Genomic DNA, 15,949 nt, shown 5'->3' with positions numbered 1-15,949 from the left:
GCGCAGCCGTCACCGGGCAACAAAACTACCTGAAACGCACTTCCTCACCCGCCTGCGCGGTCGCGGCCTGTTCCAGCAGATCCCAGAACGGTACGCCGCTACGGTCGCACACCCACTCATCACCCTTCAGATCGAAGTGATAGCCGCCCTGTTTGGCCGCCAGCCACACCTGGTGAAGCGGCTCCTGACGGTTAATAATAATTTTGCTGCCATTTTCGAAGCTCAGGGTCAGAATACCGCCGTTGATTTCACAATCGATATCGCTGTCGCCGTCCCAGTCGTCAAGACGCTCTTCGATGGTCATCCACAGGTTGTCGGCAAGGCGATGGAATTCACTGTCGTTCATGGTTTTGTTCCTGTTTTTCGTGATGCCGGCAGTATAACCCTAAATAATTCCCGTTGCAGGAAAGCGGCAAACTCTTGCTTTTGTGTCTTCTCCTGCGATGATAGAAACAGATTTGAACTTACGGGCAACTTTATAATGAAAAACGCTTTCCGAACGCTTGCCGTTCTCATCACGCTGTTTAGCCTGACTGGCTGCGGACTGAAGGGACCACTGTACTTTCCTCCTGCGGATAAAACCGCACCGCCGCCGACGAAACCGGTTAACAGCGGCATTGAGTCTTCCACGCCAGATACTAACGACCGTGGCGACAACGGCGGCCCGACTCAGGTTAATCTCTGACGACAACGTTCTGTACGTATAGGGGAGCCGAAGGGAAACCGAGTCTTAACTGGGCGTTAAGTTGCAGGGTATAGACCCGAAACCCGGTGATCTAGCCATGGGCAGGTTGAAGGTTGGGTAACACTAACTGGAGGACCGAACCGACTAATGTTGAAAAATTAGCGGATGACTTGTGGCTGGGGGTGAAAGGCCAATCAAACCGGGAGATAGCTGGTTCTCCCCGAAAGCTATTTAGGTAGCGCCTCGTGAACTCATCTTCGGGGGTAGAGCACTGTTTCGGCTAGGGGGCCATCCCGGCTTACCAACCCGATGCAAACTACGAATACCGAAGAATGTTATCACGGGAGACACACGGCGGGTGCTAACGTCCGTCGTGAAGAGGGAAACAACCCAGACCGCCAGCTAAGGTCCCAAAGTCATGGTTAAGTGGGAAACGATGTGGGAAGGCACAGACAGCCAGGATGTTGGCTTAGAAGCAGCCATCATTTAAAGAAAGCGTAATAGCTCACTGGTCGAGTCGGCCTGCGCGGAAGATGTAACGGGGCTAAACCATGCACCGAAGCTGCGGCAGCGACACTATGTGTTGTTGGGTAGGGGAGCGTTCTGTAAGCCGTTGAAGGTGTGCTGTGAGGCATGCTGGAGGTATCAGAAGTGCGAATGCTGACATAAGTAACGATAAAGCGGGTGAAAAGCCCGCTCGCCGGAAGACCAAGGGTTCCTGTCCAACGTTAATCGGGGCAGGGTGAGTCGACCCCTAAGGCGAGGCCGAAAGGCGTAGTCGATGGGAAACAGGTTAATATTCCTGTACTTGGTGTTACTGCGAAGGGGGGACGGAGAAGGCTATGTTAGCCGGGCGACGGTTGTCCCGGTTTAAGCATGTAGGCGGAACGATTAGGTAAATCCGGTCGTTTATTAACGCTGAGGTGTGATGACGAGGCACTACGGTGCTGAAGTAACAAATGCCCTGCTTCCAGGAAAAGCCTCTAAGCATCAGGTAACATCAAATCGTACCCCAAACCGACACAGGTGGTCAGGTAGAGAATACCAAGGCGCTTGAGAGAACTCGGGTGAAGGAACTAGGCAAAATGGTGCCGTAACTTCGGGAGAAGGCACGCTGATATGTAGGTGAAGCCCCTGCGGGTGGAGCTGAAATCAGTCGAAGATACCAGCTGGCTGCAACTGTTTATTAAAAACACAGCACTGTGCAAACACGAAAGTGGACGTATACGGTGTGACGCCTGCCCGGTGCCGGAAGGTTAATTGATGGGGTTAGCGGCAACGCGAAGCTCTTGATCGAAGCCCCGGTAAACGGCGGCCGTAACTATAACGGTCCTAAGGTAGCGAAATTCCTTGTCGGGTAAGTTCCGACCTGCACGAATGGCGTAATGATGGCCAGGCTGTCTCCACCCGAGACTCAGTGAAATTGAACTCGCTGTGAAGATGCAGTGTACCCGCGGCAAGACGGAAAGACCCCGTGAACCTTTACTATAGCTTGACACTGAACACTGGTCCTTGATGTGTAGGATAGGTGGGAGGCTTTGAAGTGTGGACGCCAGTCTGCATGGAGCCGTCCTTGAAATACCACCCTTTAATGGCTGGTGTTCTAACGTAGACCCGTGATCCGGGTTGCGGACAGTGTCTGGTGGGTAGTTTGACTGGGGCGGTCTCCTCCCAAAGAGTAACGGAGGAGCACGAAGGTTAGCTAATCCTGGTCGGACATCAGGAGGTTAGTGCAATGGCATAAGCTAGCTTGACTGCGAGAGTGACGGCTCGAGCAGGTGCGAAAGCAGGTCATAGTGATCCGGTGGTTCTGAATGGAAGGGCCATCGCTCAACGGATAAAAGGTACTCCGGGGATAACAGGCTGATACCGCCCAAGAGTTCATATCGACGGCGGTGTTTGGCACCTCGATGTCGGCTCATCACATCCTGGGGCTGAAGTAGGTCCCAAGGGTATGGCTGTTCGCCATTTAAAGTGGTACGCGAGCTGGGTTTAGAACGTCGTGAGACAGTTCGGTCCCTATCTGCCGTGGGCGCTGGAGAATTGAGGGGGGCTGCTCCTAGTACGAGAGGACCGGAGTGGACGCATCACTGGTGTTCGGGTTGTCATGCCAATGGCACTGCCCGGTAGCTAAATGCGGAAAAGATAAGTGCTGAAAGCATCTAAGCACGAAACTTGCCCCGAGATGAGTTCTCCCTGAGACTTTAAGTCTCCTGAAGGAACGTTGAAGACGACGACGTTGATAGGTCGGGTGTGTAAGCGCAGCGATGCGTTGAGCTAACCGATACTAATGAACCGTGAGGCTTAACCTTACAACGCCGAAGGTGTTTCGGCGAAGAGACAGATTTTCAGCTTTGATACAGATTAACAGAATTTGCCTGGCGGCTTTAGCGCGGTGGTCCCACCTGACCCCATGCCGAACTCAGAAGTGAAACGCCGTAGCGCCGATGGTAGTGTGGGGTCTCCCCATGTGAGAGTAGGGAACTGCCAGGCATCAAACAAGTGAAGAGGCCATCCGAAAGGATGGCCTTTTTGCGTTTATGCGCTGCACAAACAGATCCCCCAACGCCCTGCTTATACGGTAAACTACCTGCGTTTTTGCATCAGGATAGCGTCTATGAACCACTCCCTTAAGCCCTGGAATACCTTTGGCATTCAACGCAATGCTAATCAAATTGTACGTGCCGATACTGCACAGCAGCTGCTGGATGCATGGCAAAGCGCAACAGAAAATAACGAACCCGTACTGATTTTGGGCGAAGGAAGTAATGTCCTGTTTCTCGACGATTTTGCGGGAACGGTGATTATTAACCGCATCATGGGAATTGATGTGGAAGAGCATGCCGATAGCTGGCATCTGCACGTGGGTGCCGGAGAAAACTGGCATCACCTGGTGCAATTTACCCTCGAAAAAGAGATTCCGGGTCTGGAAAACCTTGCGCTTATCCCAGGCTGCGCTGGATCGTCACCCATTCAGAACATCGGTGCCTACGGCATCGAACTGAAACATGTCTGTGACTATGTCGACTGCATCGAACTGGCGACCGGAATGGCCACGCGTTTAACGGCAGAACAGTGCCGTTTTGGCTATCGTGACAGTATCTTCAAGCATGAATATCAGGATCGCTACGTGATTGTCGCCGTGGGCCTGCGCCTGTCGAAGAGCTGGCAGCCCGTATTAACCTACGGGGATTTAACGCGTCTCGATCCGGCTACCGTTACCGCACGCGACGTTTTTGACTCGGTTTGCCATATGCGGATGACCAAGCTTCCCGATCCCAAAGTTAACGGAAATGCAGGAAGCTTCTTCAAAAACCCGGTGATCGGCGGCGAAAATGCCCGACGTTTTCTGGAGGAGTGGCCAACCGCGCCACATTACCCTCAGGCGGATGGCAGCGTGAAGCTGGCAGCAGGATGGCTTATCGATCAATGCCAGCTAAAAGGCACTTCAGTCGGCGGGGCAGCCGTTCACCGACAGCAGGCTCTGGTGCTGATTAACCAGCGCGATGCAACCAGCGACGATGTGGTACAGCTGGCTCATTATGTTCGTCAGCGTGTGGGCGAAAAATTTAACGTCTGGCTGGAGCCAGAAGTCCGCTTCATTGGTCGCACAGGTGAAGTCAACGCCGTGGAGACTATCGCATGAAGGACAATACGGTCCCGTTAACCCTGATTGGTATCCTGGCGGATGGTGAATTCCATTCCGGCGAGCAGCTGGGTGAACAGCTTGGCATGAGCCGCGCCGCCATTAACAAGCACATCCAGACGCTTCGCGACTGGGGGGTTGATGTGTTCACGGTTCCCGGAAAAGGGTACAGCCTGCCGGAGCCGATACAATTATTGAATGAAGACACGATCCGCAGCCAGATTGGACACGGTAATGTGGCGGTGCTGCCGGTGATTGATTCGACGAACCAGTATCTACTGGATCGTCTGCCTGAGCTGAAATCCGGCGATGCCTGCGTTGCTGAGTATCAGCAGGCCGGTCGCGGTCGTCGTGGCCGCAAGTGGTTTTCCCCCTTTGGTGCCAACCTCTATCTGTCTATGTACTGGCGACTCGATCAGGGCCCGGCCGCTGCCATTGGCCTGAGTCTGGTCATCGGTATCGTTATGGCGGAGGTGCTTCACGATCTGGGTGCGGATCAAGTGCGTGTTAAATGGCCTAACGATCTGTACCTCAACGATCGTAAACTCGCCGGCATTCTGGTTGAACTGACGGGAAAAACGGGCGATGCGGCGCAAATCGTCATTGGCGCGGGCCTCAATATGGTGATGCGCAATGTCCAGAATGATGTGGTGAATCAGGCCTGGACTAACCTCCAGGAGGCGGGGATCGTCATCGATCGTAACACCCTTGCCGTACGTATGATTAAAGAGCTGCGCAGCTCGCTCACGCTTTTTGAGCAGGAAGGGCTGGCACCGTTCCTGTCTCGTTGGGAAAAACTGGATAACTTCATCAACCGCCCGGTGAAATTGCTGATTGGGGATAAAGAGATCTACGGCACTTCCCGCGGTATTGACGCTCAGGGCGCGCTGCTCCTGGAGCAGGATGGCGTGATCAAACCCTGGATGGGCGGTGAGATTTCCCTGCGGAGTGCCGAATAACCGGATGGAGTGAATGATGCGAAAAACCGTCTGCGCGACGCTGGCCGTCATGATGAGCGTGTTGTTCTCACCCCTCTCTCAGGCGGGTCAGGCCTGGGAGAGTTATAAGGCACGCTTTTTCAAACCGGAAGGCCGCATTGTCGATACCGGCAATGGCGGCGTGTCGCATACGGAAGGTCAGGGATTTGCCATGCTGATGGCAGTGGCCAACGACGATAAGGCCACGTTCGATAAGCTCTGGCAATGGACAAACCGTGAGCTGAAGAACAAAGAGAACGGTCTGTTTTACTGGCGCTATAACCCCGCAGAGTCCAACCCGGTCGCTGACAAAAACAATGCCGCCGATGGCGATGTGCTGATTGCCTGGGCGCTGCTTAAAGCCGATGCCCGATGGCATGACAAACGCTACGGTGCCGCATCGGATGCCATTACAAAAGCGCTGGTTGCCCATAGCGTCATCCGCTATGCGGGTTACCGCGTGATGCTGCCCGGCGTCCAGGGATTTAAGCTTGACGGTGAAGTGGTCCTTAATCCTTCCTATTTTGTGTTTCCGGCCTGGCAGGCCTTCGCCGGGCGCAGTCATTTGCCTGTCTGGCGCGATTTGATTAAGGACGGGAAGCGCCTGCTGGGAAAAATGGGCTCGGGTAAAGCGGATCTGCCCGCTGACTGGGTCTCGCTGGCATCAGATGGCAAGCTGGAACCGGCCAAAGGCTGGCCGCCGCGGATGAGCTATGACGCGATTCGTATTCCGCTGTATCTTGCCTGGTCTGATAAGCAAAGCCCGCTGCTGACGCCGTGGAAAGCCTGGTTTGGTCAGTTCCCGCGGGAACAAACGCCCGCCTGGGTTAACGTCACGACCAACGAATATGCGCCCTACATGATGGAAGGCGGCCTGTTGGCTGTACGCGATTTAACGATGGGACAGTCTTCCGGAGAACCCGAAATCACCTCTAAAGACGACTACTATTCGGCAAGTCTGAAAATGCTGGTGTGGATTTCGGCGCAATAACAACACACTGACTATCCCCTCTCCCTAATGGGGAGAGGGTTAGGGGTAAATCAGTTACTGCGGATACGGTACCCAATCCCCGCCGTTCAGGCGAACGTACGGTTTGTTCTGATACTGAATGACGACCGCGTTGGCGTTCTCTGAGACTTCTGCCGTTTGCGGCAGGTTGCTGGTGAGCTGATCCCAGTTCACGCTATCTTCCACAAACAGCTTCCCGTCAACGGCACGGGCAACCAGTTCAGAGATCGCCAGATAGCTGGTCGGCTGGGTGATTTCAATCGGTGCGCCCTGATGGGGTGCTTTCATACCAAAGAATTTAATGCCAGCAGGCACGTTGGTGATGGACGGGCTTGGGATATCACGCAGACCCGACACCTGCATTCTGTCGCCTTTCAGCGCGCCGCCGTGCTCAGGTACCACAACCACCATCACTTTACGGCCTGATTTTTCCAGCTCCGTGAAGAACGCGTCCAGCTCGTCGAAGAATTTCTGCGCACGCACTTTATAATCTGCCGTTTTGCTCACGCCCGGGAAATGGTTACCGTCGTGGAGCGGCAGGGTGTTAAAGAAGGTCGCACTGCGCGGATTACTGTCTTTCTGGATGGTCTGAAGCCAGCGCTGCAGCACGGCGGTATCGTCATAAACCGGCGAGCCGTCGAAGCCCAGCAGAGTAACGGGAAGACCAGTTTGATCCATCAACGGTGCCTGCATACCACCCTGTTCACGCACCTCTTTCAGGAAGTTACCGAACTGGCCGTTATGTCCCAGCATCAGATGCTGCGTAAAGCCCAGTTTGGCGAGGTTATCAAACAGATAACACTGATTGCCGGCAGGCTGATACAGATTCTTATGCGATGCCTGACCGCAGCTTGCACGCAGCAGGCGGATTGCTGCCGGGCCGCTGTACGAGGTGGCAGAGTTAAAATCTTTAAACTGAATGTCGAAATGCGACCACAGCGGATGGGACATCAAACCGGCTGCATCCACGTCGGCCCATGAGAGAGAGCAGATGTTGATCACCAGCAATTCAAACGGCTGAGCATCCGCCGGCAGCGCGTCCGGGAATTTGGTCTGTCGCTTGTCTTCCGCAGTGTAGAAGCTGGAGAGCCAGGCGTTCAGATTTGTGGAGGTCGGCGGTGCGGTCTGGGTTGGGATATCGCCCACTACAGGCGTATCGCCAGCCGTGGTAACGGTTGCTGCTGCGCTTCCCCCTGTGGTGGTCACCGTGGTGGTCGGTTGACCAGCAGGCCACAGCGAAAAGCCCGGACCAGCCAGCGTCAGCACGTTCAGCCAGATCATAATCGCGACGACAAACACCGTGATGCGGATCCACTGTGACAGGAACAGCCAGGCAACCAGCAGCACAAATACCGCGCCAATCATCTGCCAGTTAATAAACCGCTCGGTCAGATCGAGGACATAGCTGGCGCTAAAGCCTGCCACCTGCGACCCCTGGCTCATAATGCTGTCCGGCCCCGGTAACCAGGTATCATGCCAGAACAGCGCAAAGCCGACAGGGATGGCTATCCAGTGACGCAAGCGATGCAGCCTGATATTCGGCAGGGGCATCAGCAGGAAGGCCATAAACACCAGGTTGAGAAGGGGATGGAAATTCAGATAGCCTGCCCACAGCAGACCAAACTTCACGAGAAAGTAGAAGTTCCAGCCGGAAAGGCCGCGCCAGTATTGCCAGAGCGGCGAGGGTGACGAAGCGGTATAGGTAGAATTAGTCATGTTTTCGGTCTGCCTTGACGTGTGATGCCCGTGTCAGTGTTCCGGCTGGTTTTACATAGCGAGGTTTTATAAACAGCACTCTGGCCGTATCACGGATACGACGTATGGAATGGCGTGCATAGTAGCCAAGCGGGAAAAAAATCAGCGCACAGAATATAACCAGTTGGATGATATCGCTGATATTCATGATGGTGCGTTCTCCGCGTTGTCCGTTAATAAGCGAAGGGGCTCCGGAACCCGGCGCCAGATATGGCCATCATGTCTGGCATTGAGGATCGGTTTCGCATCGCTCTTAATTGCGAGCGGTTTAGCCCATTGTTCAGGCTGGAGCGCACGCATCTGTACCAGCTCCGCGCTGATCGTATTATCTTCGAACCAAATCATACGGTTCGAGAAAATATCCCCGGTAGGCAGGGGGAAGATATGGTTTAGCGCCGTATCGAGATCGTTGACCCGGCAGAAGGACAAAAACAGTACCAGGCGATTGTCGCCAATGGTCATGATATCTCCCGTACGGTTGGGGCGACACAAGGTGAGCGCCTGTTCAACGCGGATACCCGGCACAGGACGCAGGGCAACCATAACCCCTTTTCCGTCTGCAGGAAGAAGCGTATTGCTCATCATGTTGCCGACGGCGTCGCAGAAGGTATCCCATTTTTGATATCCACGCAGCTTCATCGGCTGCGTCATAGAGAGCAGCGTGGAAATGTCTTCCGGTACATGGCGGCTAAACTGCTGGCCCTGAACGCTTTCGATCAGCGTCAGGCAGCGTGACAGCGGCGCATTCCACGGAATAACCATATTTGCCCCGCACCCAAGAAGCAGGCGCTCATCGGTGGCGCGCAGGCTGGTATTGTTTTCGCGCACGATGATTTTTAATGCGCTTCCGCGCTGGCGGCGCAGGGTGTGGATTTGCCTTGCCAGCGTCTCAATCTGGTTATTCTGCATCAATGAGAAAATAAGGGTCGCCGCCTGGGTTGTGCGGGCTTCGTGGAAAAGGTCTTCGTTAGATTCAAACAGCGACCAGTTTTCCGACAGGGCCGGTGCCCCCTCTAAAACCGCGATATGGCTCAGGATACGTTTTTCATCACTGCGCGGTTGCACCACGGTTTCTTCCTGCTGTGCCAGGTGCCACTTACCCTCGATATGTTTCAGCGTAAGTTGTTGTCTGGCACTCACGCCTTTTTCATTACACCAGAATGCAATATCGTAGAGATAGCTGCCCACCTGGTCACGAACGCTTGCCAGACCGAACAGAGAACGATATTCACCCATTAAAAGTGAGAACAACTTGTCATTATTACTGCCGGGATTGACTATCAGTAGCGTGCAATTTTGAAATTTTGCCCATTTATTGATTTTTTCCAGCCAGGGCAGCAGTTTTTCAGCAGGGATATTTTGCAGGACGTTATTTGCACATTTAAGAATCACTAAATAGTGATCCGGATCAATAGTGCACTGAACGTCGCGGGACAAAAAGTATAGACTATCGGCTTCCGATGTCATGGAAAATAATCGCACCGTCTGAGGGCCGCGATCGTTTTCCAGCGTGATAATTTTCTTCGGATCTTCGCCCATGCTAATGACAGCCACGCGGGAATCCTTATCCTGGGCAGCAATTGTCTGGTTTACCAGACTGATAGCATCTTCATTACGGTCCGTATTAATCCACCAGACTCCTCCGACTGGCATGTGGCTCAATTCGTCCCATAATGACTGGATGCCAATAGAAAATATGGAGTCCACGGTGTCCCTCTTTTCGTCTAATTTATCTGTATCTCAGTTTACTAGCGAAAGCGTAGAAATAAACCTAACATTGAAATTAAAGAACATCAGATTTAGCATGTAAATGAAATTTCATAGGGCAGGATGCCTCGCTACTTCTGAACTGGCGATTTTACGCAAAGGGATGGAAAAAGAATGGATAATAACGAACCCGGAACCCCAGTCGACTCGACCCTGGGTTACACATTCCAAAACGATTTTCTGGCGCTGACGCAGGCCTTTTCTTTACCTGAAATAGATTACACCGATATTTCCCAGCGGGAACAGTTGGCTGCGGCTATTAAACGCTGGCCGTTATTAGCTGAATTCGCCCATCAACAATAAGGGAGCCATTGATGGCCATACTCGGATTACAGGGTGTCCGTGGGGGTGTGGGTACCACATCTGTTACCGCGGCGCTGGCGTGGTCATTACAGCTTTTAGGTGAATCGGTGCTGGTTATTGACGCCTGCGCCGATAATTTGCTGCGTATGTCGTTTAACGTCGACTTTACTCGCGAAGAGGGCTGGGCCCGCGCGCTGCTTGACGATAAAGACTGGCAGGATGCAGGTATGCGCTATACCTCCCTTCTTGACCTGCTGCCGTTTGGTCAACTGACCACTACGGAACGCGAGAATGAAGCCGCGTACCAGCGCCTGTTTTCACAATTCACGCTGGCGCTGCAGAGCCTGAGGGAAAAGGGGCACTACAAGTGGATCCTGCTGGATCTGCCGCACGGTGCCGGCACGCTGACACGACAGCTTATCGCCCAGTGCGATCATGTCCTCTCGATCGTTAACGTCGATGCGAACTGCCATATCCGCCTGCACCAGCAGGGACTGCCTCAAAATGGCCATATCCTGATTAACGATTTGCGCATTGGCAGCCAGATCCAGGACGATCTCTATCAGGTCTGGCTGCAAAGCCAGCGCCGCCTGCTTCCGATTGTCATCCATCGTGATGAGGGAATGGCGGAATGCCTTGCGTCTAAGCAACCGCTCGGTGAATACCGCAGCGATTCACTGGCGGCAGAAGAGATCCTGACGCTGGCTAACTGGTGTCTGCTGAACTTCGCCAACAGGGCGGAGCATGCAGGGAGTGCTGTATGAGTCGTCTCGCCAGCTGGTTACTCATCCCACCGGTCAGTTCGCGTTTGAGCGAACATTACCGGCATTTTCGCCGTCACGGTGCGTCGGCATTTAGCGCCGCGCTCGGCTGTTTCTGGATGATTCTGGCCTGGATGTTTATACCGCTTGAACACCCGCGCTGGCAGCGCATACGTGCCCGGCACAGCGAGCTATATCCGCACATTAATCCTGACCGGCCGCGTCCACTGGATCCGGCGCGCTATCTCATTCAGGCCATCTGGCTGGTGGCGACCTCATCCCGCGCGGAGACAAAAACGCCGCACTGGCGCAGCTTCTCCCGCGTGCAGCAGTTACGTGAACGCTACCATCAGTGGCTGGACAGACTGCCCGACAGCGTAAGCGATAAGACCAGCCATCTGGATAACCATAAAGAGCTCGGGCATCTTCACCCGGGCTTGCGGCGTTTTATCCTCGGCGTAATCGTCGTGTTCTCGCTCATTCTGGCGCTGGTCTGTATTACGCAGCCTTTCAACCCTCTGGCGCAGTTCACTTTCCTGATCCTGCTGTGGGGCGTGGCGCTGCTGGTGCGCCGAATTCCGGGTCGCTTCTCGGCGCTGATGCTGATCGTGTTGTCGCTGACCGTCTCCTGCCGCTACATCTGGTGGCGTTATACCTCGACGCTGAACTGGGACGACCCGGTGAGTCTGGTGTGCGGCCTGGTGCTGCTGTTTGCTGAAACCTATGCCTGGATTGTGCTGGTGCTGGGCTATTTCCAGGTGATTTGGCCGCTCAACCGCCAGCCGGTTCCGCTGCCAAAGGACACCACCCAGTGGCCAACCGTCGATCTCTTCGTGCCGACCTACAACGAAGACCTGAGCGTGGTGAAGAACACCATCTATGCCGCGCTGGGCATCGACTGGCCGAAAGACAAGCTCAAGGTCTGGATCCTGGATGACGGCAACCGTCCGGCGTTCCGCCAGTTCGCGGAGGAGGTCGGCGTCGAATACATCGCCCGTCCGACGCACGAACACGCTAAGGCGGGGAACATCAACAACGCGTTGAAGTATGCCACCGGGGAGTTTGTTTCGATTTTTGACTGCGACCACGTGCCGACGCGCTCGTTCCTGCAGATGACCATGGGCTGGTTCCTGAAGGAGAAAGAGCTGGCGATGATGCAGACGCCGCACCACTTCTTCTCGCCGGACCCGTTTGAACGTAACCTTGGCCGCTTCCGCAAAACTCCGAACGAAGGCACGCTGTTCTATGGCCTGGTACAGGACGGAAACGACATGTGGGACGCCACCTTCTTCTGCGGCTCATGCGCCGTTATCCGCCGTAAGCCGCTGGATGAGATTGGCGGTATCGCCGTCGAAACGGTCACTGAAGATGCGCACACCTCACTGCGCCTGCACCGTCGTGGCTATACCTCTGCCTATATGCGTATCCCGCAGGCGGCCGGTCTGGCAACCGAGTCACTGTCGGCGCACATTGGTCAGCGTATTCGCTGGGCGCGCGGCATGGTGCAGATCTTCCGTCTTGATAACCCACTGATCGGGAAAGGACTCAAGCTGGCGCAGCGTCTTTGCTACGTCAACGCCATGTTCCACTTCTTGTCCGGCATTCCGCGGCTGATCTTCCTGACTGCGCCGCTGGCGTTCCTGCTTCTTCACGCTTATATCATCTACGCTCCCGCGCTGATGATTGCGCTGTTTGTTCTGCCGCACATGATCCACGCGAGCCTGACGAACTCGAAGATTCAGGGGAAATACCGCCACTCCTTCTGGAGTGAAATCTACGAAACGGTGCTGGCCTGGTACATCGCGCCGCCGACGATGGTGGCGCTGATTAACCCGCACAAAGGTAAATTCAACGTCACCGCGAAGGGCGGGCTGGTGGAGGAGGAGTACGTCGACTGGGTGATCTCCCGGCCGTATATCTTCCTGGTGCTGCTGAATATCGTGGGCGTCATTGCGGGTATCTGGCGCTACTTCTACGGTCCGGAAAACGAAATCCTGACCGTCTTCGTCAGTATGGCCTGGGTCTTCTACAACCTGATTATCCTCGGCGGCGCGGTGGCGGTGTCGGTGGAGAGCAAACAGGTTCGTCGCGCGCATCGCGTGGAAATCTGCATGCCAGCGGCGATCGCCCGTGAAGATGGCCATCTCTTCTCCTGTACCGTGCACGACTTCTCTGACGGCGGTCTGGGGATCAAAATCAACGGCCAGGCGAAGGTGCTGGAAGGGCAAAAAGTTAACCTGCTGCTTAAGCGCGGCCAGCAGGAGTATGTCTTCCCGACGCAGGTCGTTCGCGTGGTGGGCAATGAAGTCGGCCTACAGCTGATGCCGTTGACCAAAAAGCAACATATCGATTTTGTGCAGTGTACGTTTGCCCGCGCGGATACGTGGGCTCTCTGGCAGGACAGCTTCCCGGAGGATAAGCCTCTGGAAAGCCTGCTGGATATTCTGAAGCTGGGGTTCCGTGGCTATCGTCACCTTGCAGAATTTGCCCCGTCGTCGGTGAAATTAATTTTCCGGTCACTTACTTCGCTGGTTTCCTGGGTCGTGTCGTTCATTCCTCGTCGTCCTGAGCGGGATGAGGCGAAGCAGGCGGACCCGGTTATGGCTCAACAATGATGATAACGCGATGAAAACAAAACTTTCCTGGTTATGTGCAGTGGCAATGGGGATGAATGCGATCCCCGCAACAATGGCTAACGCAGCCCCGGGTAACGCAGCGGCAACGCCTGCGCCAACCGTACCTGTCGTCGCGCAAGCAACCGATCCGGTTGTCACCGCGGCACCGGGTCAAACTGAAAACATCATGCCGAACCAGCCAACGGAGGGGAACACCCTGCCGGCAGACGGCCAGGTCATCGGGCAGGTGATGCCGGGCGTCCGGGGGGCGAATGCGCCCGTCGTTGCGGACAATGCGCCGTCGCGGGACGTGAAGCTGACCTTTGCGCAAATTGCGCCGCCTCCGGGCAGCATGGTGCTGCGCGGCATCAACCCTAACGGCGGCATTGAATTTGGTATGCGCAGCGACGAGGTCGTCTCTAATGCGGTGCTGAATCTCGAATACACGCCGTCGCCATCGCTGCTGCCGACCCAGTCTCAGCTGAAGGTCTATCTGAATGACGAACTAATGGACGTTCTACCGGTCACGAAAGAGCAGCTCGGCAAGAAAACGCAGGCGCAGGTGCCGATCAACCCGCTGTTCATCACCGACTTTAACCGTATCCGTCTGGAGTTTGTCGGCCACTACCGCGATGTCTGCGAAAACCCGGCCAGCAACACGCTGTGGATGGACGTCGGGCGTAACTCCTCGCTGCAGATGACCTACCAGTCGCTGGCGCTGAAAAACGATCTCTCGGCCTTCCCGGTTCCGTTCTTCGATCCGCGTGATAACCGCCCGCTCACGCTGCCGATGGTGTTTGCCTCGTCCCCGGACGTGACCGAGCAGCTGGCGGCCACCATTGTGGCGTCCTGGTTTGGTTCACGCGCGGGCTGGCGCGGTCAGAGCTTCCCGGCGATGTATGACAAACTGCCGGACAGAAATGCCATTGTGTTTGCCACCAATGCGAAACGTCCGGCCTTCCTGCGGGATCATCCGGACGTCAACGCGCCGACCGTTGAGATGATAAGCCACCCGGAAAACCCGTACGTGAAGCTGCTGGTGGTATTTGGTCGTGATGATAAAGATCTGGTTCAGGCAGCAAAAGCCATTGCCCAGGGCAACGTCCTTTTCCGCGGCAACAGCGTCGTGATAGATGAGGTCAAACCGCTGCTGGCGCGTAAACCTTATGATGCGCCAAACTGGGTACGTACCGACCGTGCGGTCACCTTTGGCGAGCTGAAAACCTATGAAGAACAGCTGCAGGCGACGGGGCTTGAGCCAGCGCCGATTAGCCTGTCGCTGAATCTGCCGCCGGATCTGTACCTGCTGCGTACCAACGGCATTGATATCAATCTGAACTACCGCTATACCGCGCCAGCCACCAAAGACAGCTCGCGCATGGATATCAGCCTGAACAACCAGTTCCTGCAATCCTTCAGCCTGCAAAGCACGCAGGATACGAACCGCCTGATGCTTCGTCTGCCGGTGCTGCAGGGGCTGCTGGACGGTAAAACGGATGTTTCTATTCCGGCACTGAAGCTGGGTGCGATAAACCAGCTGCGCTTTGATTTCCAGTACATGAACCCGATGCCTGGCGGCTCGGCGGAAAACTGCATCACCTTCCAGCCGGTGCAGAACCACGTGGTGATTGGCGATGAGTCGACCATCGACTTCTCGAAGTACTATCACTTCCTTGCGATGCCGGACCTGCGCGCCTTTGCTAACGCGGGCTTCCCGTTCAGCCGTATGGCCGATCTCTCTGAGTCCATTGTGGTAATGCCAAAAGCGCCAAACGAAGGTCAGGTTACGACCCTGCTCGACACCATGGCGACCGTTGGAGGACAAACAGGATTACCGGCCATTAACGTCACGTTAACGGACGATGGCAGCCAGATTCAGAACAAAGATGCTGACATCATGGTGATCGGGACCATCCCGGATAAGCTGAAGGATGACAAACGTATCGATCTGCTGGTGAAAGCGGCCCAATCCTGGGTTAATACGCCGCTGCGACAGACCGAGTTCCCGAGCATTATGCCGGATGTGAACGATCGTCAGGCCAGCGCGCAGACGACGGTAACGTCTCAGGGGGCGATGGCCGCGGTGGTGGGCTTCCAGTCGCCTTACAACGAACAGCGCAGCGTGGTGGCTCTCCTCGCGGACAGCCCGCGCGGCTATGAACTGCTCAATACGGCCATGAACGACAGCGGTAAACGTGCCGCGATGTTTGGTTCCGTGTCGGTGATCCGTGAGTCCGGCGTCAATAGCCTGCGCGTGGGGGATGTGTACTACGTGGGCCATCTGCCGTGGTTCGAACGCCTGTGGTATGCGCTGGCTAACCATCCGGTTCTGCTCGCTATCCTGGCTGCGGTCAGCGTGGTCTTGCTGGCATGGGTGCTGTGGCGTCTGCTGCGAATCATCAGCCGTCGTCGTCTGAACCCGGATGAGTAA

11 protein-coding genes, 2 rRNA genes and 1 pseudogene are annotated in these 15,949 nt (G+C 55.3%); 10 read left to right on the top strand and 4 right to left on the bottom strand.

What is annotated here, in order from left to right; all coding sequences use genetic code 11:
- Window positions 1-25: 25 nt before the first annotated feature.
- On the bottom strand, window positions 26-346 hold the full coding sequence (gene cyaY / locus ACEPLT_RS21415; RefSeq protein ID WP_008501546.1) for an iron donor protein CyaY: 321 nt from the start codon (window positions 344-346) through the stop codon (window positions 26-28).
- On the opposite strand from cyaY, the pseudogene ACEPLT_RS21410 reads away from it, so the two are divergent.
- The 6 genes and pseudogenes from ACEPLT_RS21410 to ACEPLT_RS21385 form a co-directional block, all read left to right on the top strand.
- Window positions 326-532: pseudogene (locus ACEPLT_RS21410) on the top strand (hypothetical protein); the annotation flags it as partial. The gene cyaY and the pseudogene ACEPLT_RS21410 overlap by 21 nt on opposite strands.
- Window positions 522-2,997 (top strand): 23S ribosomal RNA (locus ACEPLT_RS21405). The pseudogene ACEPLT_RS21410 and the gene ACEPLT_RS21405, both read left to right, overlap by 11 nt.
- A 65-nt stretch (window positions 2,998-3,062) precedes the next feature.
- A 5S ribosomal RNA gene (gene rrf, locus ACEPLT_RS21400) occupies window positions 3,063-3,178 on the top strand.
- Between the two features lie 124 nt (window positions 3,179-3,302).
- Entirely contained in the window at window positions 3,303-4,331 is a 1,029-nt protein-coding gene (murB, locus tag ACEPLT_RS21395; RefSeq protein WP_063616882.1) for a UDP-N-acetylmuramate dehydrogenase, read from the top strand.
- The gene (gene birA / locus ACEPLT_RS21390) at window positions 4,328-5,290 is read left to right on the top strand and encodes a bifunctional biotin--[acetyl-CoA-carboxylase] ligase/biotin operon repressor BirA (RefSeq protein ID WP_008503241.1); all 963 of its coding nucleotides are present in this window, start codon (window positions 4,328-4,330) and stop codon (window positions 5,288-5,290) included. Before murB ends, birA begins: the two co-directional genes overlap by 4 nt.
- 16 nt (window positions 5,291-5,306) lie before the next feature.
- A complete protein-coding gene (locus ACEPLT_RS21385; RefSeq protein WP_063616883.1) occupies window positions 5,307-6,299 on the top strand; it encodes a glycosyl hydrolase family 8 in 993 nt (330 codons plus the stop codon).
- Window positions 6,300-6,353: 54 nt separating this feature from the next.
- On the opposite strand, the gene bcsG is transcribed toward ACEPLT_RS21385, so the two are convergent.
- Genes bcsG through bcsE form a run of 3 tightly spaced genes read right to left on the bottom strand, consistent with a single transcriptional unit; the run spans window position 6,354 to window position 9,779 of the window.
- Window positions 6,354-8,033, bottom strand: coding sequence for a cellulose biosynthesis protein BcsG (gene bcsG / locus ACEPLT_RS21380; protein ID WP_063616884.1), 1,680 nt, complete (start codon window positions 8,031-8,033; stop codon window positions 6,354-6,356).
- Complete coding sequence (gene bcsF / locus ACEPLT_RS21375) at window positions 8,026-8,223, bottom strand: cellulose biosynthesis protein BcsF (RefSeq protein WP_024908822.1); 198 nt, start codon at window positions 8,221-8,223, stop codon at window positions 8,026-8,028. The genes bcsG and bcsF overlap by 8 nt, the downstream gene beginning before the upstream one ends.
- The gene (gene bcsE, locus ACEPLT_RS21370) at window positions 8,217-9,779 is read right to left on the bottom strand and encodes a cellulose biosynthesis c-di-GMP-binding protein BcsE (protein WP_023326268.1); all 1,563 of its coding nucleotides are present in this window, start codon (window positions 9,777-9,779) and stop codon (window positions 8,217-8,219) included. The genes bcsF and bcsE overlap by 7 nt, the downstream gene beginning before the upstream one ends.
- Window positions 9,780-9,953: 174 nt before the next feature.
- Here bcsE and bcsR point away from each other — a divergent pair, with 174 nt between their 5' ends.
- From bcsR to bcsB, 4 genes are read left to right on the top strand one after another with little or no spacing between them, the layout of a single operon-like run.
- Complete coding sequence (gene bcsR / locus ACEPLT_RS21365; protein ID WP_008503237.1) at window positions 9,954-10,142, top strand: cellulose biosynthesis protein BcsR; 189 nt, start codon at window positions 9,954-9,956, stop codon at window positions 10,140-10,142.
- Window positions 10,143-10,153: 11 nt separating this feature from the next.
- A complete protein-coding gene (bcsQ, locus tag ACEPLT_RS21360; RefSeq protein WP_008503236.1) occupies window positions 10,154-10,906 on the top strand; it encodes a cellulose biosynthesis protein BcsQ in 753 nt (250 codons plus the stop codon).
- Window positions 10,903-13,518 (top strand): UDP-forming cellulose synthase catalytic subunit, encoded by a 2,616-nt coding sequence (gene bcsA / locus ACEPLT_RS21355; protein ID WP_021242136.1) that lies wholly within the window; start codon window positions 10,903-10,905, stop codon window positions 13,516-13,518. Before bcsQ ends, bcsA begins: the two co-directional genes overlap by 4 nt.
- Window positions 13,519-13,528: 10 nt before the next feature.
- A complete protein-coding gene (bcsB, locus tag ACEPLT_RS21350) occupies window positions 13,529-15,949 on the top strand; it encodes a cellulose biosynthesis cyclic di-GMP-binding regulatory protein BcsB (RefSeq protein WP_045353332.1) in 2,421 nt (806 codons plus the stop codon).

This window comes from Enterobacter sp. fkY84-1 (genome assembly GCF_052974705.1).
This window is presented reverse-complemented; position numbering and strand designations above follow the sequence as displayed.

Bases quoted from the DNA above. Each gene is read 5' to 3' on its own strand.
- cyaY (WP_008501546.1), bottom strand. From the start codon at position 346: ATGAACGACAGTGAATTCCATCGCCTTGCCGACAACCTGTGGATGACC.
- murB (WP_063616882.1), top strand. From the start codon at position 3,303: ATGAACCACTCCCTTAAGCCCTGGAATACCTTTGGCATTCAACGCAAT.
- birA (WP_008503241.1), top strand. From the start codon at position 4,328: ATGAAGGACAATACGGTCCCGTTAACCCTGATTGGTATCCTGGCGGAT.
- ACEPLT_RS21385 (WP_063616883.1), top strand. From the start codon at position 5,307: ATGCGAAAAACCGTCTGCGCGACGCTGGCCGTCATGATGAGCGTGTTG.
- bcsG (WP_063616884.1), bottom strand. From the start codon at position 8,033: ATGACTAATTCTACCTATACCGCTTCGTCACCCTCGCCGCTCTGGCAA.
- bcsR (WP_008503237.1), top strand. From the start codon at position 9,954: ATGGATAATAACGAACCCGGAACCCCAGTCGACTCGACCCTGGGTTAC.
- bcsQ (WP_008503236.1), top strand. From the start codon at position 10,154: ATGGCCATACTCGGATTACAGGGTGTCCGTGGGGGTGTGGGTACCACA.
- bcsA (WP_021242136.1), top strand. From the start codon at position 10,903: ATGAGTCGTCTCGCCAGCTGGTTACTCATCCCACCGGTCAGTTCGCGT.
- bcsB (WP_045353332.1), top strand. From the start codon at position 13,529: ATGAAAACAAAACTTTCCTGGTTATGTGCAGTGGCAATGGGGATGAAT.